Origin of the sequence: Streptomyces violens (genome assembly GCF_000717745.1) — a bacterium.
In the GTDB taxonomy this organism is placed as follows: Bacteria; Actinomycetota; Actinomycetes; order Streptomycetales; family Streptomycetaceae; genus Streptomyces; species Streptomyces violens.
Map to the genome: position 1 here is coordinate 48,810 of NZ_JOBH01000026.1, position 24,093 is coordinate 72,902.

The 24,093-nt window shown below is 73.1% G+C and carries 18 protein-coding genes; 4 read left to right on the plus strand and 14 right to left on the minus strand.

The features are described from left to right. Positions 1–64: 64 nt before the first annotated feature. From IF04_RS0133730 to IF04_RS0133755, 6 genes are all read right to left on the minus strand, one after another. On the minus strand, positions 65–655 hold the full coding sequence (locus IF04_RS0133730) for a hypothetical protein (protein ID WP_245654594.1): 591 nt from the start codon (positions 653–655) through the stop codon (positions 65–67). Next, entirely contained in the window at positions 640–1,803 is a 1,164-nt protein-coding gene (locus IF04_RS0133735; RefSeq protein WP_078601149.1) for a ParA family protein, read from the minus strand. Before IF04_RS0133735 ends, IF04_RS0133730 begins: the two co-directional genes overlap by 16 nt. Before the next feature lie 354 nt (positions 1,804–2,157). Continuing rightward, positions 2,158–3,273, minus strand: coding sequence for an alanine dehydrogenase (ald, locus tag IF04_RS0133740; protein WP_037961709.1), 1,116 nt, complete (start codon positions 3,271–3,273; stop codon positions 2,158–2,160). 167 nt (positions 3,274–3,440) lie between these two features. Next, positions 3,441–5,543 (minus strand): tetratricopeptide repeat protein, encoded by a 2,103-nt coding sequence (locus tag IF04_RS0133745; protein ID WP_030266915.1) that lies wholly within the window; start codon positions 5,541–5,543, stop codon positions 3,441–3,443. A gap of 179 nt (positions 5,544–5,722) precedes the next feature. Continuing rightward, the gene (locus IF04_RS0133750; RefSeq protein ID WP_030266918.1) at positions 5,723–6,349 is read right to left on the minus strand and encodes an NUDIX domain-containing protein; all 627 of its coding nucleotides are present in this window, start codon (positions 6,347–6,349) and stop codon (positions 5,723–5,725) included. 80 nt (positions 6,350–6,429) lie between these two features. Then, positions 6,430–8,091 (minus strand): CTP synthase, encoded by a 1,662-nt coding sequence (locus tag IF04_RS0133755; protein WP_030266921.1) that lies wholly within the window; start codon positions 8,089–8,091, stop codon positions 6,430–6,432. Between the two features lie 422 nt (positions 8,092–8,513). On the opposite strand from IF04_RS0133755, the gene IF04_RS0133760 reads away from it, so the two are divergent. Further along, positions 8,514–10,340: a glycoside hydrolase family 15 protein gene (locus IF04_RS0133760; RefSeq protein ID WP_030266925.1), complete on the plus strand. Its 1,827-nt coding sequence runs from the start codon at positions 8,514–8,516 to the stop codon at positions 10,338–10,340. 35 nt (positions 10,341–10,375) lie between these two features. Here the strand turns inward: IF04_RS0133760 and IF04_RS0133765 are convergent, their stop codons facing one another. Beyond that, the gene (locus IF04_RS0133765; RefSeq protein WP_030266928.1) at positions 10,376–11,536 is read right to left on the minus strand and encodes a beta-1,3-glucanase family protein; all 1,161 of its coding nucleotides are present in this window, start codon (positions 11,534–11,536) and stop codon (positions 10,376–10,378) included. Between the two features lie 109 nt (positions 11,537–11,645). Here IF04_RS0133765 and IF04_RS0133770 point away from each other — a divergent pair, with 109 nt between their 5' ends. Next, a complete protein-coding gene (locus IF04_RS0133770; RefSeq protein WP_030266930.1) occupies positions 11,646–12,686 on the plus strand; it encodes a LacI family DNA-binding transcriptional regulator in 1,041 nt (346 codons plus the stop codon). A gap of 7 nt (positions 12,687–12,693) precedes the next feature. Here IF04_RS0133770 and IF04_RS0133775 read toward each other — a convergent pair whose 3' ends face one another. Both IF04_RS0133775 and IF04_RS0133780 read right to left on the minus strand, forming a co-directional pair. Continuing rightward, on the minus strand, positions 12,694–14,319 hold the full coding sequence (locus tag IF04_RS0133775) for a flavin monoamine oxidase family protein (protein WP_030266933.1): 1,626 nt from the start codon (positions 14,317–14,319) through the stop codon (positions 12,694–12,696). 11 nt (positions 14,320–14,330) lie between these two features. Further along, positions 14,331–15,851: an APC family permease gene (locus tag IF04_RS0133780; RefSeq protein ID WP_030266936.1), complete on the minus strand. Its 1,521-nt coding sequence runs from the start codon at positions 15,849–15,851 to the stop codon at positions 14,331–14,333. A 238-nt stretch (positions 15,852–16,089) separates the two neighbouring features. On the opposite strand from IF04_RS0133780, the gene IF04_RS0133785 reads away from it, so the two are divergent. After that, the gene (locus IF04_RS0133785; RefSeq protein WP_030266938.1) at positions 16,090–17,715 is read left to right on the plus strand and encodes a PucR family transcriptional regulator; all 1,626 of its coding nucleotides are present in this window, start codon (positions 16,090–16,092) and stop codon (positions 17,713–17,715) included. 74 nt (positions 17,716–17,789) lie between these two features. Continuing rightward, positions 17,790–18,239 carry a DUF6234 family protein gene (locus IF04_RS0133790; protein ID WP_030266941.1) on the plus strand — a complete coding sequence of 150 codons (450 nt, stop codon included), beginning with the start codon at positions 17,790–17,792 and terminating at the stop codon, positions 18,237–18,239. A 30-nt stretch (positions 18,240–18,269) separates the two neighbouring features. On the opposite strand, the gene IF04_RS0133795 is transcribed toward IF04_RS0133790, so the two are convergent. The 5 genes from IF04_RS0133795 to IF04_RS0133815 all read right to left on the minus strand — a co-directional run bounded on the left by IF04_RS0133795 (position 18,270) and on the right by IF04_RS0133815 (position 24,090). Continuing rightward, positions 18,270–19,397: a glycosyltransferase family 4 protein gene (locus IF04_RS0133795; protein WP_030266943.1), complete on the minus strand. Its 1,128-nt coding sequence runs from the start codon at positions 19,395–19,397 to the stop codon at positions 18,270–18,272. Positions 19,398–19,576: 179 nt separating this feature from the next. Further along, complete coding sequence (locus tag IF04_RS0133800) at positions 19,577–20,368, minus strand: hypothetical protein (protein WP_106975728.1); 792 nt, start codon at positions 20,366–20,368, stop codon at positions 19,577–19,579. Next, positions 20,365–22,116 carry a DNA repair protein RecN gene (gene recN / locus IF04_RS0133805; protein ID WP_078601151.1) on the minus strand — a complete coding sequence of 584 codons (1,752 nt, stop codon included), beginning with the start codon at positions 22,114–22,116 and terminating at the stop codon, positions 20,365–20,367. The genes IF04_RS0133800 and recN overlap by 4 nt, the downstream gene beginning before the upstream one ends. Positions 22,117–22,294: 178 nt before the next feature. Next, positions 22,295–23,218: an NAD kinase gene (locus IF04_RS0133810; protein WP_425428485.1), complete on the minus strand. Its 924-nt coding sequence runs from the start codon at positions 23,216–23,218 to the stop codon at positions 22,295–22,297. Between the two features lie 56 nt (positions 23,219–23,274). Then, on the minus strand, positions 23,275–24,090 hold the full coding sequence (locus IF04_RS0133815) for a TlyA family RNA methyltransferase (RefSeq protein WP_030266957.1): 816 nt from the start codon (positions 24,088–24,090) through the stop codon (positions 23,275–23,277). Positions 24,091–24,093 lie beyond the last annotated feature (3 nt).

Sequence of the window (24,093 nt, forward strand, 5' to 3'; positions counted from 1 at the left end):
CCGCCCGGCGCGGACCCGGCCGCCCGGGCGGCCGGAGTTCCGCAGCATGGACCCAAGAAGGCGCTCAGCGCCCCCTCAGACGCCTCACGAGGATGCTGGCGTCCCCCCGGGACTCCAGGTCCGCCAGGACGACGGCGACGGCCTCACGGACGATCCGGCCGCGGTCCACCGCGAGGCCGTGTTCGCCGCGCAGGACCAGGCGCGCGTGCTCCAGGTCCATCAGCTCCTCGGCGGAGACGTACACGGTGATCTTCTCGTCGTGCCGCTCGCGGCCGCTGGGGCGGCGGTTCGCGCCCCGGCCGCGCCGCCGCGCGGAGCCCCCGGTGGCCTGCGCCCCGGGACCCGCGGCGGCCGCGGGCTCCTGCCGGCGGCGCCCCTTGCCGGCCTCCTCGGCCGTGTCGCGTCCGCTGTGCTCCGCGGGCGCCACCGCCCCGGACGCCGCCGGGGCGGACTCGCCCTCGGGCCGGCGCTGCGCGGCGTTGCCCTGCTGCGGCGCGGCGGGGTCGGCCTCGCCGCCCGGCGCGGGCACCCGGGGTGCCTCGCCGTTCGCGGGAGTGCCGTTCGCCGGCTTGCGGGGCGAGGAGGACTGCAGCGCCGTCCCCCCGGTGGTGCGGAACAGTTCGTCGGCGCCGGGCAGACTCACTCGGCGTGACACCGGGCGAGCACCTCCCTGGCGAGCTGTCGGTAGGCGGCGGCACCCACGGAGTTGGAGGCGTACGTGGTGATCGGCTCGCCCGCGACCGTGGTCTCGGGGAAGCGGACCGTACGGCCGATCACGGTGTGGTAGACGTGATCGTCGAACGCCTCGACGACGCGCGCGAGGACCTCACGGCTGTGCACGGTGCGCGAGTCGTACATCGTGGCGAGGATGCCGTCCAGCTCCAGGTCGGGGTTGAGCCGCTCCTGGACCTTCTCGATCGTCTCGGTCAGCAGCGCCACACCGCGCAGCGCGAAGAACTCGCACTCCAGCGGGACGATGACCTTGTGAGCCGCCGTCAGGGCGTTGACCGTGAGCAGACCGAGCGAGGGCTGACAGTCGATCACGATGAAGTCGTAGTCGTTCATCAGCGGCTTCAGGGCGCGCTGCAGGGTCGACTCGCGGGCGACCTCGCTGACGAGCTGCACCTCGGCTGCTGACAAATCGATATTGCTGGGCAGCAGGTCCATGTTCGGGACCGCCGTCTTCAGCAGGACCTCGTCGGCCGACATCCCCCGCTCCATGAGCAGGTTGTAGACCGTCAGGTCGAGCTCCATCGGATTGACTCCGAGGCCGACCGAGAGGGCGCCCTGCGGGTCGAAGTCGACCAGCAGCACCCGGCGGCCGTACTCGGCGAGCGCGGCACCCAGGTTGATGGTCGAGGTCGTCTTGCCGACCCCGCCCTTCTGGTTGCACATCGCGATGATCTTCGCCGGGCCGTGCTCGGAGAGCGGCCCGGGGATCGGGAAGTAGGGAAGGGGGCGACCGGTCGGGCCGATGCGCTCGCGGCGCTGGCGCGCGGCGTCCGGCGCGAGCGTCGCCGCGTACTCCGGATCCGGCTCGTACTCCGCGTCCGGATCGTAGAAGTGCCCCTCGGGCAGGTCGTCGTAGTCGGCGAAGCGGGCCTGGTCTGTGCCGCCCTGGTCGCCGGCCGTGGCGTTCACTTGATGGCCGTCCATGCTCTGGTGGGCTGTCGTCGTCATGCTCTTCTGGGCTGCGAAGGTGTGGACAGCGACGGAGCCGACAGCCTCGTGCCCCGAGGGACCCTGGCCCCGTGCAACCGCTCCTGGTCGACCACCTCCGGGAGTAAATGTCGACTCATTCACAAGTCGTCTTACCTCCTTGGATGTGACCAGGAAACTTATCGATAGGTCAGCGTGACACCATGCCGACGGTTGGCGACTCTATGGCGTGTCGGGCGTCCGCAGCAACACAATCCACCGGACCCGGCACGATGTGTCGGCAATGGAACACCCCGATGTCAAGGGCGCGCGGCGCACATCCGTGAGGTTTCGGGGGTGTGCGAAAGGGGCGAAGGACGACGTTCGTTACGAGTTGCTGAGGGCTCGGCGGAGGCCGGTCACGGACGGCCGCGGAAAACTGTCGCAAACGCGACCGGCCGGGCCTGAAGGTCTCAAGGCCCGGCCGTGCGCGCGGTGTTGACGCGCCGTGTTGACGAATCAGCCCAGCAGGGTGCTCAGCTCGACGGACTCCAGGCCGTGCGCCTCGGCGACCTCGGCGTAGACGACCTTGCCGTCATGGGTGTTGAGGCCCTTGGCCAGCGCGGCGTCGCGGCGCAGCGCCTCGACCCAGCCGTTGTTGGCCAGCGAGATGATGTAGGGCAGCGTCGCGTTGGTCAGCGCGTAGGTGGAGGTGTTCGGCACCGCGCCCGGCATGTTGGCGACGCAGTAGAAGACCGAGTTGTGGACCTGGAAGGTCGGCTCGGCGTGGGTGGTCGGCTTCGAGTCCTCGAAGCAGCCGCCCTGGTCGATCGCGATGTCGACAAGGACACTTCCGGGCTTCATCTTGGCGACGAGCTCGTTGGTGACCAGCTTCGGGGCCTTGGCGCCCGGGATGAGGACCGCGCCGACGACGAGGTCGGCCTCGACGACGGCCTTCTCCAGCTCGAAGGCGTTGGAGACGACGGTCTGCACCTTGGTGCCGAAGATCTTGTCGGCCTCGCGCAGCTTGTTGATGTCCTTGTCGAGCAGCGTGACGTGGAAGCCCAGGCCCACGGCGATCTGCACGGCGTTCCAGCCGGAGACGCCGCCGCCGATGACGACGGCCTTGCCCGCGTGGACGCCGGGGACGCCACCGGGCAGCACGCCGCGGCCGCCGGCCTGGCGCATCAGGTGGTAAGCGCCGACCTGCGGGGCGATGCGGCCCGCGACCTCGGACATCGGGGCGAGCAGCGGGAGCTGGCGGTTCGCGGTCTCGACGGTCTCGTACGCGATCGCGGTGGTGCCGGACTCGATCAGCGCGTCGGTGCACTCGCGGGAGGCGGCGAGGTGCAGGTACGTGAAGAGCGTCTGGTCCTTGCGGAGGCGGTGGTACTCCTCGGCGATGGGCTCCTTGACCTTCAGCAGCAGGTCGGCGGTGGCCCACACCTCGTCGGCGGTGTCGAGGATGTTGGCGCCGGCGCCGACGTACTCCTCGTTCGTGATGGAGGAGCCGAGACCGGCGTCCTTCTCGATGAAGACCTGGTGGCCGTTGCGGACGAGCTCGTGGACACCGGCGGGCGTGATCGCCACCCGGAACTCGTTGTTCTTGACCTCGCGGGGGATGCCGACCTTCACGTCGATCACGGTCCTTGAATGAGTGCTTGCAGAGAAATATCCGCTCATACAGACGCATGACGGATGTGACCGCGAGAACCGCGGCTCTGCCAGTCTATTGAAGGAGCTCTTGTTGTCTAGCCTTGCAAAGCAATTACTTTCGCGGGGACCGCCACCGATTTCGTAGGTCAGGCCGGGTGATCTGCCAGAAGTCGCTCCCCCAGGCCCCGGTGCAGCCTTGCTGCCGCAGGGTCGCCGAGCCGTTCGAAGGTGTCCGCAATCCGCAGCTGGAGCGCCGCCTCCAGCCGCCCGTCGGCCGCCTTCCTGGCCAGCTCCAGGGCCTCGAAGCAGGTACGCAGCGCCTGCTCGGGCCGTCCCGCGTACTCCTGGACCCGCGCCGTCTCCCCCATCGCCCGCGCCAGCCCGACCGCGTCGTCGGCCCTGCGGTACGCGCCGTACGCGGCCCGCCACTCCCGCAGCGCCTCGGCCCAGCGCCCCGCATACGTGTGCACCGCGCCCAGCCGCCCGTGCAGCCGGGCCGCCTCGGCCGTGTCGCCGCGCGAGAGCCGCAGCTCCAGCGCCCGTCCGTACCAGTCGGCGGCCCGCTGCCAGTCACCCAGCTCGGCGTATGTGCCACCCAGCGACTCCAGCGCCCGCCCGGTCGCGACCGGGTCCTTGACCGCGCGCGCCGACTCCAGCGCGCCCCGGTACCGGGCCAGCGCCTTCTCGGCCCGGCCCGCCTCGGCGTCCAGATCGCCGAGGTTCAGCAGCGCGGCGGCCCGCTCGCGGGCCAGCCCGCGCCGCTCGGCGACCTCCAGGACCAGCCCGTGCAGCCCGTACAGGTCGGGCGCCGCCTTCTCGGGCGCCTCATGGGCGAGCAGCGCCCGCACCAGTGCGGCCATCAGCCGCCGGTCCAGGGTGTCCAGCTCGCCGTCCGCGACGGCGATCCGGGCGGAGTCCAGCAGGGCCGGGCGGCGGCTGCGCAGCCAGGCCGCGGCCTCGGGCACGGACCCGAAGCGCAGCGACCGCGGCAGCCCCGAGGTCCGCTCGCGGGCCGGGGACCCGGCTGGCTCCCCCATCGCCCGGCAGGACTGGAGCTGCCGTACGGTCCGCTCCAGCATCCGGGCCCGGGAGAGCTGGATCTCCTGCGGGCGCTCATGGGCCCGGACCTGCTCGCGCAGCAGCGGGGCCAGGCAGTTCGGTACGCGGTACTGCGCCGGCAGCCCGGCCATCGCGTCGGGACCTCCGGACACCGGCCCCTCCGCCGGCTGCACCGGCCGCAGCAGCCCCCTGGCGCCGAAGTCGCGCAGGGTGGCTTCGGCGTCCACCACCGAGCAGCCGGCCAGCGCGGACGCGGTGTGCGCGTCGACGAGGCCGGCCGGGGCGAGCGAGAGGAGCCGCAGTATCCGGGCGGCGGGCGGCGGCAGCGATTCGTACGCCAGCCGGAAGGCGCGGGCCAGCGGGCGCGGGACGGGCGCGGCCTCCTCCTCGCCGGGCGGCAGCAGGAACAGCGTCCGCCGCAGGTCGGTGAGGGAGGACTTGGGGTGCGCGGCGAGCCAGCCGCCGGCCAGCACCAGGGCGGCGGGCTGGCCGCCGCAGTCCTGGACGACCTGGTCGGCGGTGCGCGGGTCGACGGTGATGCGGGTGGGGCCCGCGTACCGGGTCAGAATCTCCACCCCGGCCGCGGTGTCCAGGCCGCCGAGCGTGCAGGGCCGGACGTCCGTGATGCCGGTGAGCGGCCCCGCGGAAACGGCGAGGACCAGGCAGTCCGGAGCGTCCGGGAGCAGCGGCTCGACCTGCTCGGGGCCGGTCGCGTCGTCCAGCAGGAGGAGGGCGCGCCGGTCGGCCAGCGCGGCGCGCAGCGCCTCGGTCAGCTCGTCCTCGTCCGCGCCGGCCGGCACCCGCTCGCCGAGCCGGGTGAGCAGGTCACGGGCGACGTCGGCGGTGGGCACGGGCCGGCCGTCGGCGGTGCTCAGCCAGGACCGCAGGACGCCGTCCGGGTAGTCGCCGGCCAGCTGCCGGGCCAGTTCGGCGGCGAGCGCGCTGCGGCCCGAGCCGGGCCGCCCGGCGATCAGCAGCACCCGGCTGCGGGCGCCCTTGCGGCCGGAGAGGGTGTCCAGCCCCGCGCGTTCGATGTCGCTGCGCAGGGCGGCCAGTTCGCGGCGGCGGCCGGCGAAGGCGGCGGGGGCCGGCGGGGCGGCCGCCGCCGGTACGCCGGCCCGGCCCGCTCCTCTTCGTCCGGCCCCCGACGCCGTCACCGACCGGCCGGTGTCCACCGCCTGCTCCGCCACGGGCCACGCTCCCGTTCACTTGCGCGTACGAGCCGGCCGCCGCTGCGGCCGGGATGCGACGAGCGTAGTTCACGAGTGCCGTGGATCACGGCGGACATACCGCGTAAATCAGACAAAAATGGAAGCAGTAATTCCGGAAGTGGTCCGGTCCCGCCGCGCAAGAGGGCCGGTCAGCCGTCTTACGCCTCGAACGGCCGGGCCGGCCACGGCGCCTCGGCCGGACGCAGCGCCTCCAGCCCGTCACCCGACTGCGCGGCCAGCAGCGACAGCACACCGACGACCAGGCAGTTGTTGTGCAGCTCGCCGGCCAGCACGCCGCGCGCGAGATCGGCGACCGGCACCCGCGCCAGCTCCATGTCGGCCTCTTCCTCCTCGACCTCGAAGCGCTCGCCCTCCGCCTCGGACAGATCGCGGGCCAGGAAGATCCGTACGGCCTCGTCGCAGCCGCCGGGGGTGGTGTAGACGTCGGTCAGCACCCGCCAGTCCTCGGCCTTGACGTGCGCCTCCTCGTACAGCTCGCGCTGGGCGGCGTGGAGGGGGTTCTCGCCGGGCACGTCCAGCAGCCCGGCGGGGATCTCCCAGAGCTTGTGGCGCACCGGGTGGCGGTACTGGCGCAGCACCAGTACCCGGCCCTCGTCGTCCAGGGCCAGTACGGCCACCGAGCCGGGGTGGACCTGGTAGTCCCGCTTCACGGTGGCGCCGTCGGGCATGACGACCTCGTCCGTGCGGACGCTGGTCTTGTTACCCGTGAACGGAGTCGCCGTCGCGGTGATCCGCCACTCCTCGGGGGTGTCCTTGATGGCCATGCGCGTCCTCCCAAACAAGCAGAAACCGGGGTACGGACCGCAAAGCCCGCACCCCGGTAACCGTATCCCCGGCCGGTGAATTACTTACCGGCGGCCTTGCCGGTCTTGCGCTCGACAGCCGCCTTCACCAGGCCCGCGAAGAGCGGGTGCGGGCGGGTCGGGCGGGAGCGCAGCTCCGGGTGCGCCTGGGTGGCGACCAGGTAGGGGTGCACCTCGCGCGGGTACTCGACGTACTCCACCAGCTTGTTGTCCGGGGAGGTGCCGGAGAACTGCAGGCCGGCCTTCTTCTCCAGCTCGGCGCGGTAGGAGTTGTTGACCTCGTAGCGGTGGCGGTGGCGCTCCTCGACGTACTCCTTGCCGCCGTAGACCTCGCGGACGATGGAGCCCTCGGCGAGCTTCGCCGGGTACATGCCGAGCCGCATCGTGCCGCCCATGTCGCCCTCACCGGCGACGATGTCCAGCTGCTCGGCCATGGTGGAGATGACCGGGTCGGCGGCCGCCGGGTCGAACTCGGTGGAGTTCGCGCCCGCCACGCCGGCCAGGCTGCGGGCCGCCTCGATGACGACGCACTGCAGGCCCAGGCAGATGCCCAGCAGCGGGATCTTGTTCTCGCGGGCGTAGGTGATCGCCTCGAGCTTGCCCTCCACGCCGCGCTCGCCGAAGCCGCCCGGGATGAGGATGGCGTCGCAGTCGCCGAGCTGCTTCTTGGCGCCGGCCGCGGTGCGGCAGTCGTCGGAGGTGACCCACTTGATCTTCACGCGGGCGCGGTTGGCGAAGCCGCCGGCGCGCATCGCCTCGGAGACCGAGAGGTAGGCGTCGGGCAGGTCGATGTACTTGCCGACCAGCGCGACCTTGACCTCGTGGTCGGGGTTGTGGACGCGGTCCAGCAGGTCCTCCCACTGGGTCCAGTCCACGTCCCGGAACGGCAGGTCGAGCTTGCGCACGACGTAGGCGTCCAGGCCCTCGGTGTGCAGCACCTTGGGGATGTCGTAGATCGACGGAGCGTCGATCGCGGCGACCACCGCGGCGTCGTCCACGTCGCACATCAGCGAGATCTTGCGCTTGATGGCGGTCGGGACCTCGCGGTCGGCGCGCAGCACGATCGCGTCGGGCTGGATACCGATGTTGCGCAGCGCGGCGACGGAGTGCTGGGTCGGCTTGGTCTTCAGCTCGCCGGAGGGGCCGATGTACGGGAGCAGCGAGATGTGCACGACGAAGACGTTGTCCCGGCCGACCTCGTGGCGGACCTGACGGACGGTCTCCAGGAACGGCAGCGACTCGATGTCGCCGACCGTGCCGCCGACCTCGGTGATGACGACGTCCACGTCGTCGGTCGCCATGCGGCGGATGCGGTGCTTGATCTCGTTGGTGATGTGCGGGATGACCTGCACGGTGTCGCCGAGGTACTCGCCGCGCCGCTCCTTGGCGATCACGGTGGAGTAGACCTGGCCGGTGGTGACGTTCGCGGAGCCGTCGAGGTCGACGTCCAGGAAGCGCTCGTAGTGGCCGATGTCCAGGTCGGTCTCGGCGCCGTCGTTGGTGACGAACACCTCGCCGTGCTGGAAGGGGTTCATCGTGCCGGGGTCGACGTTGAGGTACGGGTCCAGCTTCTGCATCGTGACCCGCAGGCCCCGGGCCTTGAGCAGCGCACCCAGGCTGGAGGCGGTGAGCCCCTTGCCGAGCGAGGACGCAACGCCCCCGGTGACGAAGATGTGCTTGGTCGTCGAGGATTTGGGCGGCATGGCCAAGACGGAACTCCCGTGGTCGCGTAGTGAAGGTGCGGAGCGGCGCGAGCCCGGATTTCCAGGGGTGCCGTCGCTGCGGTCGGGGGTGCCGGGGCCTAGGCCCGTTCCCACCGGTCCACGGGGTACCAGGCTATCAGCGACAGAGCGTGGTCGCTCCCGCCCGCGCGGGGCGGAATGCATCGCTCCCCGTGTACGGCCCCCGACGTGACGCAGGCCACCCGTTCGGCCCAGCCCCGGAAAGCGGAGCGTCGCGCGGATGTCACATGGGCGTCGTATCCTGCTCGGGCACTCGCATCGGGCCATCCGGAACGGCATCACCCCCAACCGAATACCGGACCAGCAGCTCGGCGGGGTTTTCAATGGGCAGGACGGAAGATCTACACGTCCCACGGGGGGCGTCACCCCAGTTCGAACGGGAGATGTACGTGGCCGGGCGCATCGAGGACTACGCACTCATCGGCGACATGCAGACCGCCGCACTCGTCTGCCGGGACGGCACGGTCGACTGGCTGTGCCTGCCCCGGTTCGACTCGCCCGCGGTCTTCGCCGGCCTCCTCGGCACCGAGGAGCACGGCTTCTGGCGGCTGGGCCCGGCCGCGGAAGCGGAAGGTGAAGCGGAGGCGGCATCGCCCGCCTCCGACCGGCGGCGCTACCGCGGCGACTCGCTGATCCTGGAATCGGAGTGGGACACTCCCGACGGCACGGTCCGGGTGATCGACTTCATGCCGCCGCGCGACGGCGCGCCGCAGCTGATCCGCATCGTGGAAGGCGTCAGAGGCAAGGTCGCCATGCGCTCCTCGCTGCGGATGCGGTTCTCGTACGGCTGGGTGGTGCCGTGGGTGCACCAGGTCGACGGGCGTACGGCCGCGGTAGCGGGCCCGGACTCGGTGTGGTTCGACACCACGGCCGAGACCCACGGCGAGGACCTGACCACGTACTCGGACTTCACCGTCGAGGAGGGGCAGCGCATCGCGTTCACGATGAGCTGGCAGCCCTCGCACCACGAACAGCCCCCGCTCCCCGAGCCGGAGAACTCCCTCACGGCCACCGAGGACTTCTGGCGCGAGTGGGTCGAGCAGTGCACGTACCACGGTCCCTACCGTGACGCGGTGGTCCGCTCGCTGATCACCCTGAAGGCGCTGACGTACGCGCCGACCGGCGGCATCGTCGCGGCCCCGACCACCTCCCTCCCCGAGGACATCGGCGGCTCCCGCAACTGGGACTACCGCTTCACCTGGCTCCGGGACGCCGCGATCACCCTCTCCTCCCTCCTGCGTACGGGCTACCGCGAGGAGGCCCGCGCCTGGCGCGAGTGGCTGCTGCGCGCGGTGGCCGGGGACCCGGAGAACCTGCAGATCATGTACGGCATCGCGGGCGAGCGCGAGCTCGGCGAGAACGAGCTGACCTGGCTGCCGGGATACGAGAACTCCAAGCCGGTCCGGGTCGGCAACGGCGCCGCCGATCAGCTCCAGCTCGACGTGTACGGCGAGGTCATCGAGGCGCTGCACCTCGCCCACATGACCGGCCTGGCCCGCAACGACTACGCCTCCCTCCTCCAGATCAAGCTGATCCGCTGGGTGGAGAAGCACTGGGACGAGCCGGACGAGGGCATCTGGGAGGTGCGCGGGCCGCGCCGGCACTTCGTCCACTCCAAGGTCATGACCTGGGTGGCGGTGGACCGCACCATCAAGCTGATGGAGTCCGGGGACGTCGAGGGGCCGCTGGAGGAGTGGAAGGAGCTGCGCGACACGATCCACCGGGACGTGTGCGAGAAGGGCTACGACCCGGAGCGCAACACCTTCACCCAGTCCTACGGCTCCAAGGAGCTGGACGCCTCGCTGCTGCTCATCCCGCAGATGGGCTTCCTGCCGCCGGACGACAAGCGCGTCATCGGCACGATCGAGGCGATCCAGCGCGAGCTGGCCACGCCCGACGGCTTCATCCTGCGCTATCCCACCTCCGCCGATGCCGGCGAGGAGAACCTGGACGGCCTGGAGGGCGACGAGGGCGCGTTCCTGGCCTGCTCGTTCTGGCTCGCGGACGACCTGGCGATGATCGGCCGCGTCGAGGAGGCCCGCAAGCTCTTCGAGAAGCTGCTGTCGCTCCGTAACGACCTGGGTCTGCTGGCCGAGGAGTGGGACTCCAAGGCCGGCCGCCAGGTCGGCAACTTCCCCCAGGCGTTCAGCCACGTCCCGCTGATCGACACGGCCCTGCGGCTGACGGCGAGCGGGGCGTACGGGGGGTAGCCCGTCGCCCCGCGCCACCGGCCTTGAGCCTGTGCTCAGAACGGCGTCAGCGTCAGCCTGATCCGGCTGGGGGCGCCGTCCTCGATGTACGAGGCGAAGCCGGCGACGTCGTCGAAGGCGAAGCCGTACGCCTTGCCGTCCTGGGCCGCGTCGTGCATCACCTTGGCGTAGTGGTTGGCGAGCCGCTGCTGGTAGAAGGCGGCGGGGTCGGTGGTGGGCTGCTCGGCGTGCGAGGTGAGGGTGGCGCGGTTCAGCGCGGCGCCCAGGATCGCGGCGACCGGGCCCGTCGTGCCGTCGTTGGGCGCGGCGAGGGTGCCGTCGCAGAAGAGCACGTCGCGGGTGCTGGGCTTGCTGAAGGAGACGCTCGCCGGGCCGGTGAAGGAGAGCTTGTCCCCGGCGACCCGGCCGGTGAAGGTGCCCGCGTTGGTGGTGACCTTCAGGTCCTTGGCCGCGTACGCCGACCACGCCTCGTCGATGGCCGGGGCGAGGTAGTCCTCGGCGAACCGGCCGCTGTCCAGGCCGTGCCCGGGGGCGATGACCCGCTTGTCGTCGACGACCAGGTCACCGAAGCCCTCGATGCCGGCCAGGTCCGAGAAGATCTTCGCCCGGGCGCCGTCCTTGAGCAGCCCCGCCGTCTGGTCCTTCGCCCCGGTCAGCCGGATCGCCAGCGGCACGCTGAACATGTCGACCATCGTGGTGTTGCAGTACATCCCGCCGTCGTTGTACGTGAACTCCGCGCAGTCGTGCAGCACTCCGAAGTTGGGGTCGGAGTCCACCCAGCCGGCCGGGTAGGCCAGCGCCGCCTTGCCGTTGCCGTCCTCGACGGCCTTGAACTTCAGCTTGCCGCCGAGCGCGGTGTAGATCCGCCCGGACATCTTCGGCAGCGTCAGGGTGGTGGTGCCGCTCGCGGCGAGCGGGATGGCGTAGTCCGTGAAGCCGTCGGAGCCGTTGTCGGACACGGCCACGGGCTTCAGTTCTCCTTCGGGGGTGACGCGGACCTGCTGGGTGCCGTCGTTGCCGACGATGTAGACCCAGACCGAGGAATTGCCGAACTCCCCGGAGTTGTTGGCGATTTCCAGGGGAAGCCCTGCGGCCTTCGTACGGCCAGGAGTGCCGCTCGCGTGTCCGGCGAGGGCGAATCCGGAAGCGGCGGCGCCCGCGGCGAGGCCGCCGAGCAGGGTGCGACGAGTGATCACGAGATGGCTCCTTGTGGGGGGTGGGTGAGAGCGCTCTCAAATGAAGTAGGGTCACCCTGCCCACTTCCGGCGGTACCGTCAACCCACCGCGGAGGAAAAGGAGTTCGACATGTCCGTGCCCGGCGGCTCCCGGCCGACCCTGGAGGCGGTGGCCGCGCTGGCCGGCGTCTCCCGCGCCACCGTCTCCCGCGTCGTCAACGGCGGCACCGGCGTCCGCACCGAGATCCGCGAGCGGGTCCAGCAGGCGGTCACCGAGCTCGGGTACATCCCCAACATCGCCGCCCGCTCGCTCGTCACCCGCCGCACCGGTGCCGTCGCCGTGGTCATCGCCGAGCCCGAGACCCGGGTCTTCTCCGACCCCTTCTTCGCCCAGCAGCTGCGCGGCATCGGCCGTGAACTGGGCGCCGCTGACACGCAGTTGCTGCTGATGATGGTGGAGAGCGACCGCGATCACGCGCGCATCGGCCGCTATCTGTCGGGCGGGCACGTCGACGGCGCGCTGATGTTCTCGCTGCACCGCGCCGATCCGCTGCCCGCGATGGCCGCGGCCTCGGGGCTGCCCACGGTCTTCGGCGGGCGCCCGGACTGGTCGGACGAGAGCCACGCCGGGGAGCACCCGCTGTACGTGGACACCGACAACCGCGACGGCGCCCGGCAGGCCGTACGCCACCTCCTGGCCCGCGGGCGCCGCCGGATCGCCGTGATCACCGGGCCGCTGGACCAGACCTCGGCCCAGGACCGGCTGGACGGTTACCGCGAGGCGCTGGCGCCCTCCTCGGCCGATCCGCTGCTGATCGCCGACGGCTCCTTCACGGCCGAGGGCGGTGAGCGGGCCATGGCCGCGCTGCTCGATGCCGTACCGGACCTCGACGCCGTCTTCGCCTGCTCGGACCTGATGGCCACGGGCGCGCTGCGTACGCTGCGGGCGCGCGGCCGGCGGGTGCCGGAGGACGTCGCGGTGGTCGGCTACGACGACCTCGCCCCGGCGGCCTGGGCGGACCCGCCGCTGACCACGGTCCGCCAGGACGTGCAGGAGATGGGCCGCCTGATGGCCCGCCTGCTCCTGGACCGGCTGGCGGCGGACGGCGGCGGCGCGCGCCTCTCCCCCGTCGTCACGCCCGCCACCCTCATCGTCCGCGACTCCAGCTAGCGGTACGTCACGTCACGTCGGCGATCACCTCACGGGCCGCCCGCTCGCCCTCCGTGGCCCCGCCGTTCATGAACCCCTGGAAGTCGTACGAGGTGTGCTCGCCGCCGAGGTGCACGTTGCCCTGGCGGACGCCCTCGTACCCCGCGTACCTGTGCAGATAGCCCACCGGCCAGTACGAGTAGGCGCCCAGGGCGTACGGATTGCGGTGCCAGGCGGAGAGCTGCGCCCGGCCGGTCCAGGCGGCCTTGGTGCCGGGGAAGAAGCGCTCGATGTCCGTCAGCCGGCGCTGCGCCAGATCCCGTACGTACGGGTCGGCCTCCGTGGAGAACGGCCCGGCCGGGGTCAGCGCGCGGGCGAGGCTGCCGCCGCCGTACTGGATGAGGATGCCGCCGGTGCCGGGCTGGGCCTTGGTGGTGTCCCAGGTCTGCTGTGCGTCCAGGTCGGTGAAGCAGTCGCCGGCGCTGACGCCCGGCCAGGGCCCGGTGCCGCGCCAGGGCCGGGCGCTGAACTGCATGTTGAGCTTGGTGCAGTACCCCATCCGCGCGTCCCGCAGCAGGTTCGTCATCCGGGTGTCGAAGCCGGCCTTGGTGAGGTCCAGTTGCTGAAGGACGGGCAGCGGGACGGTCAGGACGGTGTGGTCGGCGGTGACGGTGCGGGTGGTGCCGCGGTCGCTGAAGGTGAGGGTCTGGGTGCCGTCGGAGTTCCGCGCGACGGCCGTCAGCGCCCAGCCCATCCGCAGCGTCCCGGCGGGCAGGGCGGCCGCGATGGCCTTCGGGAGCCGGTCGTTGCCGCCGGTGATGTGGTACCGCTCGTCGGACAGCCCCCAGACGTTGAAGCGGCCGGGGTTGGGCTGGTAGCCCATGAGCAGGACGAGGGCGAGCGCGGACTGGTCGGTGGTGTCGGCGCCGTACTCGACGTTGTAGGCCACGTCGATGAACTGCCCCAGCGGCGAGGCGTAGCCGCCGGGCACCCGGGAGTCGATCCATTCCCGTATCGACATGTTGTCCAGGGCGGTGCCTTCAGGGGTGGTCTGGTTCCACTTCACCTCCCCCGCCTTCTGGAGGTCGGTGCGCAGCGCCTGGTACACCCCCTTGAAGTCCTCGTCCGCCTGCGCGCGCGGGTAGTACGTCCCGTCGAACCAGAGGACTTCCTCGGCGCCGTTGGGGCCCGCGCCGAGGAAGTCCTCCAGGGGGAGGCCGAAGCGGCGGCAGAGTTCCTGCATCTTCTTGTGCTCGGTGTCGATCAGCTCGCCGCCGATCTCGGAGCTCTGGCCGTACGCCCAGTGGTCGGCTTGCGTGTACATCCGGCCGCCGACCCGGTCGGGGTCGGCCTCGTACAGCGTGCAGGGCAGTCCGGCGTCCTGGAGGGTGAGGGCCGCGGTCAGCCCCGCGATGCCCGCCCCGACGACGGCGATACGAGGTGTGGCGGCGGACCGCGGCGGGCGCACGGGCCCGGCGGCCGCGGCCGTGGCCGGGGCGGCGAGCGCGACGCCGAGCCCCAGCGCGCCCGCGCGCGCCAGCAGTTCGCGCCGGTCCAGGCCTCGTACGTCGGCGGTGGGCATCCGGAGTCTTCGTGCCGCCGCGTGCTCGGCGGCGAGTCTGCGCAGAGCGTGCATGGCGTGGGTACGGGCCATGGTCGGCCTCCTCAGAGTGTGGGTTTCTCCTCGTCGCGCTCGGCCGCGTCCTCCAGGACGATCCGGCCGATGATCTCGTACCGTGCGGGCTTGCGTGCTTTGAGATGGAGCGCCAGGCCGAGGCCCCCGAAGAAGACCAGGCCGACGATCCAGGGGATGAGCCGGAAGAAGAGCGAGTCGGCCGCGTCGCCGGCCGCGGTCCGCATGTTGACCAGCAGCAGGACGACCACGGCGGTCATCCCGACGCCGCCGAGCAGCGGCGCGGTGAACGTGCGGAACCAGTGCCGGTCCTCGGGGTGGTTCTTCCGGAAGTAGCCGATGACGGCGAAGGAGCAGAGGGTCTGGACGATCAGGATCGCCATCGTGCCGAGGATCGCGAGCAGCGTGTAGAGGTGGATGTAGGGATCCTGGCCGGTCAGCCAGAAGGCGGCGACGAGCGCGGTGGCGAGCGCCGTCTGCACGTACGAGGCGAAGTACGGGGAGCCGTGCCGGGGGTGCGTACGGCCCAGGCCGCGGTGGAGGAACCCCTCGCGCCCGATGGCGTACAGATAGCGCGCGGCGCACTGGTGGAAGGCCATGCCGCAGGCGAACGAGCCGGTGAGCAGCAGCCATTGGAAGGCGTCCACGGCCCAGCCGCCGAGGAAGGTGCGGGTGGGCGCGAAGAAGAGGTCCAGCGGGGTGCCGGAGGACGCGATCCGCACCGACTCGGCCAGGCCGTTCCCGGAGATCGTCATCCAGGACACGAAGATGTAGAACAGGCCGACGCCGATGACGGAGACGAGGGTGGCGCGCGGGATGACGCGCTTGGGGTCGCGGGACTCCTCGCCGTACATCGCGGTGGACTCGAAGCCGACCCAGGACCAGAAGGCGAAGAAGAGGCCGAGCCCGGCGGAGGTCCCGGTGAAGGCGTTGGCGGGGTTGACGGGCGCCGCGGGGATGCCGTCCGGGCCGCCGCCGGCCAGCAGCACGGCGACCGAGACGGCGAAGAGCACGGCGATCTCGGCGACGAGCATGACGCCCAGCGCCTTGGCGGTGAGGTGGATGTCGAAGTGCGCGAGGACGGCGGTGACCGCGAGCATCGCGCCCGCGTACAGCGGCCAGGGCAGGTCGGCGCCGAGCTGGTCGGCGACGGTGGTCCTGGCGAAGTACGCGAAGACGCCGACGATCGACGCCTCGAAGACGATGTACGCGAGGACGGCGAGCATCCCGGAGGCCATGCCGGCGACCCGGCCCAGGCCGTGCGAGATGAAGCCGTAGAAGGCGCCGGCGGCGGTGATCCGGCGGGCCATGGCGACATAGCCGACGGAGAAGACGGTCAGGACGGCGGTGGCGAAGAGATAGCCGGCGGGGGCGCCGATGCCGTTGCCGGCGCCGACCGCGATCGGGAGGTTGCCGGTCATCGCGGTGATGGGCGCGGCGGTCGCGACCGCCATGAAGACGACGCCGACCAGGCCGACGGAGCCGGCCTTGAGCCGGTCGACGCCGTGGTCCCGGCCGTCCTGCGCCGGTGCCGGTATTTCTGTACTGGACATGACACCCCTTGTTCCGGCCGGTACCCCGTGCACGCGGTCTGTGGAGGCGTCAGCCTGGCGGACTGTGACCGGCGCCACAACCGACAACGGCGCCGGTTTTTCCTGCGGATGATCGACGGGGTGTCGGGGCGGGTGGCGACGGATTCCGTGGCGGCCGGCGGCGGACGCGGCGCGGCCGGCCCGCTGACCAGGCTCCCGTGGCGGCGGACCGCCGTTCCTGCGGGTAGCGTTCGACGCCATGGGGTCGGAAGCGATGATCGAGGCCGAGATCACGGTACGCAGGGCGCTGGAGCTGCCCGCGCTGCGGCGCGGGCTGCCGGAAGTGATCACCGGCGAGGACGGGCTGGACCGCCCGGTCCGCTGGGTGCACGCCGGCGAGGTGCCGAACATCGCCTCACTGCTCAAGGGCGGCGAGCTGCTGCTGACCACGGGACTGGGCCTGGGCGCCCGCCCCTCCGAGCAGCGCGCCTTCGTCCGCAAGCTCGCCGAGCGCGGGATCGCCGCGCTCGTCGTGGAGCTGGGCGCCCGCTTCGAAACGCTGCCCACCGCCCTGGTCGACAGCGCCCGCGCCTCCGGCCTGCCACTGATCCAGCTGCACCGCGAGGTCCCGTACGTCTCGGTCACCGAGGAGATCCACACCGAGATCGTCAACAGCCACTACACGCTGATGCGCCGCGCCGACGAGGTCCTGCGCCGCTGTACGGACGTCCTGCTGCGCGGCGGCGGCGCCCCCGAAGTGCTGCGCCTGCTCGCCGCGTTCACCGGCAATCCGCTCTGTCTGGAGGCCCCGGACGGCAGCCCGCTGTACGCCGCGGGCCCCGACGACGGTGCCGCCGCCGACGCCGATCCGCTCCAGGCGTGGGAGGGTCTGCGCGAGAAGGGGCTGCGGGTGGACGTGCCCGGCGGCGGCCACGGCCCCGACGCCGTACGGGCCCGGCTCGTCCTGCTGCCCGTCAACGGCGCCGTCGCGCCCGTCCACCGCATCGCCGCCGAACGCGCCGCCGACCTCCTCGCCGTCGTCATGCTGCAGTCCCGGCAGGAGGAGGGGCTGGCGGCGCGCGGCCGCGGTGACTTCCTCGCCGACCTCGCCGAGGGCCGGATCTCCGCCGCCGAAGCGCCGGGCCAGGCCCGGCTGCTGGGCTTCCGGCCCGGTACGGCGGCGCTCCTCCCGGTGGTCATGCGGCTGCCGTCCGGACTGCCCACGGCGGCCGGCTGGGCGCTCCTCGCCCAGGCGCTGCGCGAGGAACTGGCCGCGCTGGGGGCGCCCGTACTGCTCGGCGTGCGCCCGGTGGAGGGCCGCGTACCGCTGCTCTTCGGCCTGCGCGAGGGACTAGAACGGGAGGGCGCGGCCGACCGGATCGCGGAGGCGCTGCGGGCCGGCGTCGCACGGGCCGGGCTGGACCGCCCGGCGGCACAGCGCCCGGTGGTCGTGGTCGGCGCGGCGGGTGACTGGGCGGCGACCGGGCCCGGGCTGCGGCACGCCGCCGAGGCGGCCGCGGCGGCGCAGGGGCTGGAGCCCCGCCTCTGGTACGACGCCCGCCGCCTGGACATCGAACTCCTCCTGTGGCGGATGCGCGAGCACGGCGAGGAGGGCATGCTCACCGACTTCGTCGACCGCGCGATCGGCCCGCTGCTGGCCCACGACCGCACCGCGCGCCAGCCGCTGCTGCCCACCCTGGAGGCGTACCTCGCCAGCGCCGGCCGCAAGGCCGAGACCTCCCGCGACCTGAACGTCAACCGCCAGACCCTGTACGACCGCCTCGCCCGCATCTCCCAACTGCTCGGCACGGACCTGGACGACCCGGGGACCGTACTGGGGCTGCGACTGGCACTGCACGCGCGACGGCATACGGAACGCGGCTAGCGGTACGGGGGCGGCGGGCGGGGCTGAGTATCCGTACTCAGGCGGGCGGGTGCCCGCGGGGCGACACTGCCGCCATGGTCCCCGACTCCTCCCCGGCACCCGGCCGCCCGCGAGTCCACTGGTTCGCCGACCTCTTCCTGGCGCTGCTCGTGCTCGTCGTGGAAGCGGCGGCGGTGGTCGTTGTCTGGTTCGCGGCGGGGTTCTACGCCTGGACGCACCACGGCGGGGACACCACCGTCCCGGACCCTGAAGGACCGGATCCGACGGATGTGCTGCTGATCGCCCTCGGGGTGGTCGCACTGCTTGCCGCGCTGATCAGCTTCCGCCGCTTCCGCGCCCGGTCGCCGGTCACCGCCGTCACCCAGGGCGTGGCGGCGGCGGTGCTGGCGCTCGGCGCGCTGACCGGAACCGCACTGGAGTACCGCGCGACGCACCCTGAGCCCGTGCCCACATCCGACCGCTCCGGGCCGGTCGGCTGCCGCAGCGGCGGCGACAGCGAGGAGTGCCGCGACACCGGCGGCTGACAGCCGGTGTCCGGTGGCCCCGGCGATGCCTCAGCCCTGCCGCTGCGCCAGCTCGTCGTACACGCTCAGCACCTGGGCGACCGTGTCGTCCTCGGTGGGCCAGTCGGCGGCCTGGGCGCGTCCGGCGTCGGCGAGGGCGGCCCGCCGCGCCGGATCGTCGAGCAATTCCACGACCGTGCGGGCGAGGGCCGGGGCATCTCCGTACGGGACCAGTTCGGCGGCCCGGCCGACCAGTTCGCGGGTGCCGCCGGTGTCCGTGGCGACCAGCGGGACGCCGCCGCGCAGCGCCTCCTGGGCGAGTACCGAGCGGGCCTCCCAGCGCCCCGCCACGAGCACCAGGTCGGCGGCGGCGAGCAGCCCGGGGACGTCCTCGCGCCGGCCGAGCAGCCGCACCGGCAGCCCTTCCGCGTCGATCCGCTGCTGCAGCGCGGTCCGCAGCGGCCCCTCCCCCGCGACGACGAGCAGCGGCTGCGGGTCCAGGCCGCACCAGCCGTGCGCGGCGTCCAGCAGCACATCGTGCCCCTGGTGCGCGTCCAGCCGGCCGACGGCGAGCAGCAACGGGCGCCCGAGCGCCCCCAGTTCGGCCCGCCGCTTCTCGCGCCGCCCGAGCTCACGCGCGTACTCCTCCTCGCCGCGTGGGCGCGGCCCTGCCGGGGGCGCCAGACGCGCGTCGCGGGCGCCCCGCTCACGGGCCCTGCGCACCAGTTCGGCGCACGAGCCCAGTACGACCGCCGAGGCGCGCGCCACTCGGCGCTCCAGTAGCCGCGTCACCTGCGCCCGCGCGCCCTCGCTGTGCACCTTGGTGTGCCAGGTGACGACGAGGGGGACGCGCCTGCCGCGCAGCGCGAGGGAGGCCCTCAGCCCGGCGTGCAGACCGTGCGCATGGACGAGGTCGGCGTCCGCGCAGGCGGTACGGAGCGCGGCGATGCTCCCGGGGTCCGTGCGTGGCGGGATCCGTTCGAACCCGGCGCCCACATCCGTGAAGCCGTACGTGTCCTCGGCGTCGGGCGCCGCGCAGACCGTCACCCGTACCCCGCGCGCGACGAGCCCCGCCGACAGCGCGTGCACATGGGCCGCGCTGCCTGCGCTGCCGCGGCCCAGCACCTGGACCGTGCGCAGCGGCGACGGTGCGGTCGGCGGGGTGGGTGTGCTGCTCACGAGTACGTCGGGCTCCTGGGTCGGCGTGGTCCGGTGGGGCGGGCGGGATGCGCCCAGCATGCCAGCCCGCGCCGTCCGTACGGCACCGATGACAAGCCGTTGTGCTGCGGCTGCGCGGCCGGGGGCCGCCGGGACCACTCACACGGGTGATCATGCCCGTGTCCGTACGGGCGCTCCCGCTAACCGGTGAGGACGCCTCCCGCGGCAGCGCGGGCCACACCGTCCCCCGAGGCCGCGGCGGCCGTCAGCGCGGCGGCGTGGGCCAGCAGCCCGGCCCGGCCGTTGGCCGCGACGATCGCGAGGCCGAGCGCCGCGCCCAGGGCGTGCGCGCCCGTGTCACCGAGCATGGTGCGCTCGCCGAGGTCGTCCGCGAGCAGTGCCGCCGCCGCGCCCACCGGAGCGGCCGCGAGCACCGCGCCCGGACCGCTGCGCAGCAGTCCGGGGGCGCCGAGGGCGAGGACCGCGGCGGCCGCCCGGCCGGGGCGCACGTCCACCAGGTTCACCAGGTGGGCCGAGCCCGCGATCACCACGCCCGCCAGGACCTTGTCGGCCGGGCGGTCCTTCAGGAACGCGCCCGCCGCGAGCCCGGCCGCGCCGATACCGAAGAGCTTGACCGCGCCGCTGGTGACCTCGCCCCGCCGCAGTGCGGACAGGTGCGCGCGGAAGCCGCGCCGGTGGTCGCCCGCGCCCGCCACGTCGTCGTACGCGCCGCAGCCGCCCGCCGCCAGCACGGCCAGCGTGCCCGCGGTACGGGCCCGTACGGGCAGCCCGGGCGCGCAGGCCACGGCGGCCGCGGCGCCCACCGCTGCCGCCGGCCCGCCGAACAGGTCGACGCTGCGGCCCGCGAAGTTCTTGCGCTGCCACGGCTCGATGCCGCCCGGCGGCCGCCGCCGCAGCCCCTCGTACGCGGCCCGGGCCGCCCCGGCCGCCGTCAGCAGCCCCGTGAGCCGCGTCCGCAGCGCGCCGCTCACCGGCCCGACCTCGCCGTCTCCAGCAGCTCCTCCGCGTGCGCACGGGCCGTCTCGGAGTCCTCCTGGCCCGCGAGCATGCGGGAGAGTTCGCGGATGCGGTCCTCGCCCTCCAGGACCGTGACGCCGCTGCGGGTGACCGAGCCGTCGTTGGTCTTCTCGACCAGCAGCTGGCGGTCGGCGAACGCGGCGACCTGCGGGAGGTGGGTGACCACCACGACCTGCGCGGAGCGGGCCAGCCGGGCGAGGCGGCGGCCGACCTCGACCGCGGCCTTGCCGCCGACGCCTGCGTCCACCTCGTCGAAGAGGTAGGTCGGTACGGGATCGGAGCCCGCGAAGACCACCTCGATGCCGAGCATCACGCGGGAGAGCTCGCCGCCGGAGGCGCCCTTGGCGATCGGACGGGGCTGCGCGCCGGGGTGCGGGGCGAGGAGCAGTTCGACCTCGTCGGCGCCGGCCGGCCCGTAGGCCACGTTCCGGCCGCCGACGTGCACGCCGTCCGCGTCCTCGGGGACCTCGGTCTGTCGGATCTCCACGCTCACCCGGGCGTGCGGCATGGCCAGTTCGGCGAGCTCGGTGGTGACGGCGGCGGCGAACCGCTCGGCCGACGCCGTGCGCGCGTCGGTCAGCGCCTGCGCCAGCTCGCCCAGTTCGGCGCGGAGCGCGTCGCGTTCGGCGGTCAGCTCGCCGATCCGGTCGTCGTCGCCCTCCAGCTCGGCGAGGCGCGTGGCGCTCTCCTCGGCCCAGGCGAGCACGGCCGCGATGTCCTCGCCGTACTTGCGGGTGAGCCCGGTCAGCGCGGCCCGGCGCTCCTCGACGGCCGCCAGCCGCAGCGGATCGGCGTCCAGCCCGTCCGCGTAACTGGCCAGCTCGCCCGCCACGTCGGACATCAGGATGCCGATCTCGCCGAGCCGGTCGGTGAGCCCGGCCAGCGCCGCGTCGTGGCTGCGTACCGCCTCCAGCGCGCGATGCGCCCCGGCGACCAGGGTCGTCGCGTCGACGCCCTCGGGGTCCTCCGGGTCGCCCGCGAGCGCCCCGTGCGCGACGCTCGCCGCGGAGGCCAGCGCCTCGGCGTGGCCGAGCCGCTCGGCCTCGGCGGCCAGCTCGGTGTCCTCACCGGCCTGCGGCTCGACGGCGGAGATCTCCTCCAGGCCGAAGCGGAGCAGGTCCGCCTCCTGGGCGCGCTCGCGCGCCTTGGTGGTCAGCTCCTCCAGCTCGGTGGCCACGTCGCGGAGTCTGCGGTACGCGGCGGTGTACTTCTCCAGGGGGACGGAGACGGCGTCCCCGGCGTAGCGGTCCAGGGCCTGGCGCTGCCGGGCGGGCCGCAGCAGGCCCTGCTGGTCGGTCTGGCCGTGCACGGCGACCAGGTCGTCCGCCAACTCCCCCAGCAGCCCGACCGGTACGGACCGTCCCCCGACGTGCGCGCGGGAGCGGCCCTCGGCGGAGACGGTACGGCTGATCAGCAGCGCCCCGTCGTCCAGCTCGGCCCCGGCCTCCTCGGCCCGGACCGCCGCCGGCGCGTCGGGGCCGACCGTGATGCGGCCCTCCACGACGGCCGCCTTGGCGCCGATCCGTACCAGTGCGGGGTCGGCGCGCCCGCCGAGCAGCAGGCCGAGACTGGTCACGACCATGGTCTTGCCCGCGCCCGTCTCGCCCGTCACCGCCGTGAAACCGGGGGACAGCTCGACGACGGCATCATCGATGACGCCCAGGGACCGGATCCGCATCTCCTCCAACACGGATACGACCATACGAGGTCCGAGGGCCGCGCCGCGACGGCCGCCCCCGCGTCATCCCTGCGCACGGCCCCGGAACCGGTACGGAACCGCCGGGAAAGTCCTACCTTGGGACGCGCGCGGCGCCCCGAGAGGAGCAGGCATACGGGGCACATGCGTACGACCACTGCCCCGTATGCGTCGAGGAGTGCGGCTAGTGCGGGGCTCCCCGCCACCCCGCGACCGGCAGGGCGAACTTCGCGACCAGGCGGTCCGTGAAGGAGGCGTGGTGGAGGCGGGCCAGGCGGACCGGGATCGCGCCGCGGCGGACCTCGACGCGGGCGCCCGCGGGGAGTTCGACCGAGCGGCTGCCGTCGCACCACAGGACGCCGTGCGGCGTCTTGGGCTGCACCTCCACCGCGAGCACCGACTCCGGGGAGGTGACCAGCGGCTTGGCGAAGAGCGCGTGGGCGCTGATCGGGACCATCAGCAGGGCCTCGACCTCGGGCCAGACCACCGGGCCGCCGGCCGAGAAGGCGTACGCGGTCGAGCCGGTCGGGGTCGCGCAGACCACGCCGTCGGCGCCGAAGCGGGACACCGGGCGGCCGTCGACCTCGGTGACGACCTCCAGCATCCGTTCCCGCGCGGCCTTCTCCACCGACGCCTCGTTCAGCGCCCAGTCGGTGTGCACCACGGTGCCGTTGTTGCGGACCAGGACGTCGAGAGTCATCCGCTCCTCGACCTCGTAGGCGCGGGTCACCACCCGGTCCACGACCTTGTCCAGATCGTCCCGCTCGGCCTCGGCGAGGAAGCCGACCCGGCCGAGGTTGACGCCCAGCATCGGCACTCCGGACGTCCGCGCGAAGTCCGCGCCGCGCAGCAGGGTGCCGTCACCGCCCAGTACCACCAGCAGCTCGCAGCCCTCGGCCGCGCCCTGTTCGGTCGCCACCTGCTCGACGGAGTCGGGCAGCGGCAGGTCGGCGGCCTCGGCCGCCAGCACCCGTACGCCGATACCGCTGCGCAGCAGCCCCTGGACGACCAGTTCGGCGCTGCGGACGGCCGCGGGGCGGCCGGTGTGGGCGAGCAGGAAGACCGTGCGGCCCTTGCCGGCGAGCGGCACGGGTGCGGGTGCGGACACCGCCTTGACCTGCGGTCCCTGCTGTTCCTGCGGTGCTTCGGACGTTCCAGAAGTGGTCAACGCGGCCCCTCCGCCACTGCACGCTCGACATCCGCCGGGTCCAGGGCAGGCGCACCGGCGCGGAGCCACAGAAAGTACTCGACGTTGCCCGACGGGCCGGGCAGGGGGCTCGCGGTGACCCCCAGCACGCCGAGTCCCAGCTCCGCGGCGCGCTCCCCGACCATCCGCACCGCCTCGGCCCGCAGCTGCGCGCTGCGCACCACACCGCCGCTGCCCAGCCGCTCCTTGCCCACCTCGAACTGCGGCTTGACCATCAGGACGAGGTCCGCGTCCGGCGCCGAGCAGCGGACCAGCGCGGGCAGGACGAGGCCGAGCGGGATGAAGGACAGATCGCCCACGACGATGTCGGCGGGGACCCCGTCGATCTGCTCCAGGGTGAGCTCGCGGACGTTGGTGCGGTCCTTCACCGTCACCCGGTCGTCGCTCTGCAGCGACCAGGCGAGCTGTCCGTACCCGACGTCCACGGCGACGACGTGGCCGGCTCCCGCGCGCAGCAGGACGTCGGTGAAGCCGCCGGTGGAGGCGCCGGCGTCCAGCGCCCGGCGGCCCTCGACCTTCAGCCCCTTCGGTACGAAGGCGGCCAGCGCGCCGGCGAGCTTGTGGCCGCCGCGCGAGACGTAGTCCGGGTCGTTCTCGTCCTCGCGGACGACCAGCGCGGCGCTGGTCTCCACCTGGGTGGCGGCCTTGGTCGCCGGCTGGCCGCCGACCGTCACCCGGCCCGCGGCGATCAGCTGGCTCGCGTGCTCGCGGGAGCGGGCCATCTTGCGGCGCACCAGCTCCGCGTCGAGTCGGCGTCGTGCCACACCTGCCACCGG

Bases quoted from the DNA above. Each gene is read 5' to 3' on its own strand.
- recN (WP_078601151.1), bottom strand. From the start codon at position 22,116: ATGGTCGTATCCGTGTTGGAGGAGATGCGGATCCGGTCCCTGGGCGTC.
- IF04_RS0133750 (WP_030266918.1), bottom strand. From the start codon at position 6,349: ATGGCCATCAAGGACACCCCCGAGGAGTGGCGGATCACCGCGACGGCG.
- IF04_RS0133775 (WP_030266933.1), bottom strand. From the start codon at position 14,319: ATGGCCCGTACCCACGCCATGCACGCTCTGCGCAGACTCGCCGCCGAG.
- IF04_RS0133755 (WP_030266921.1), bottom strand. From the start codon at position 8,091: ATGCCGCCCAAATCCTCGACGACCAAGCACATCTTCGTCACCGGGGGC.
- IF04_RS0133760 (WP_030266925.1), top strand. From the start codon at position 8,514: ATGTACGTGGCCGGGCGCATCGAGGACTACGCACTCATCGGCGACATG.
- IF04_RS0133780 (WP_030266936.1), bottom strand. From the start codon at position 15,851: ATGTCCAGTACAGAAATACCGGCACCGGCGCAGGACGGCCGGGACCAC.
- IF04_RS0133770 (WP_030266930.1), top strand. From the start codon at position 11,646: ATGTCCGTGCCCGGCGGCTCCCGGCCGACCCTGGAGGCGGTGGCCGCG.
- IF04_RS0133790 (WP_030266941.1), top strand. From the start codon at position 17,790: ATGGTCCCCGACTCCTCCCCGGCACCCGGCCGCCCGCGAGTCCACTGG.
- IF04_RS0133785 (WP_030266938.1), top strand. From the start codon at position 16,090: ATGGGGTCGGAAGCGATGATCGAGGCCGAGATCACGGTACGCAGGGCG.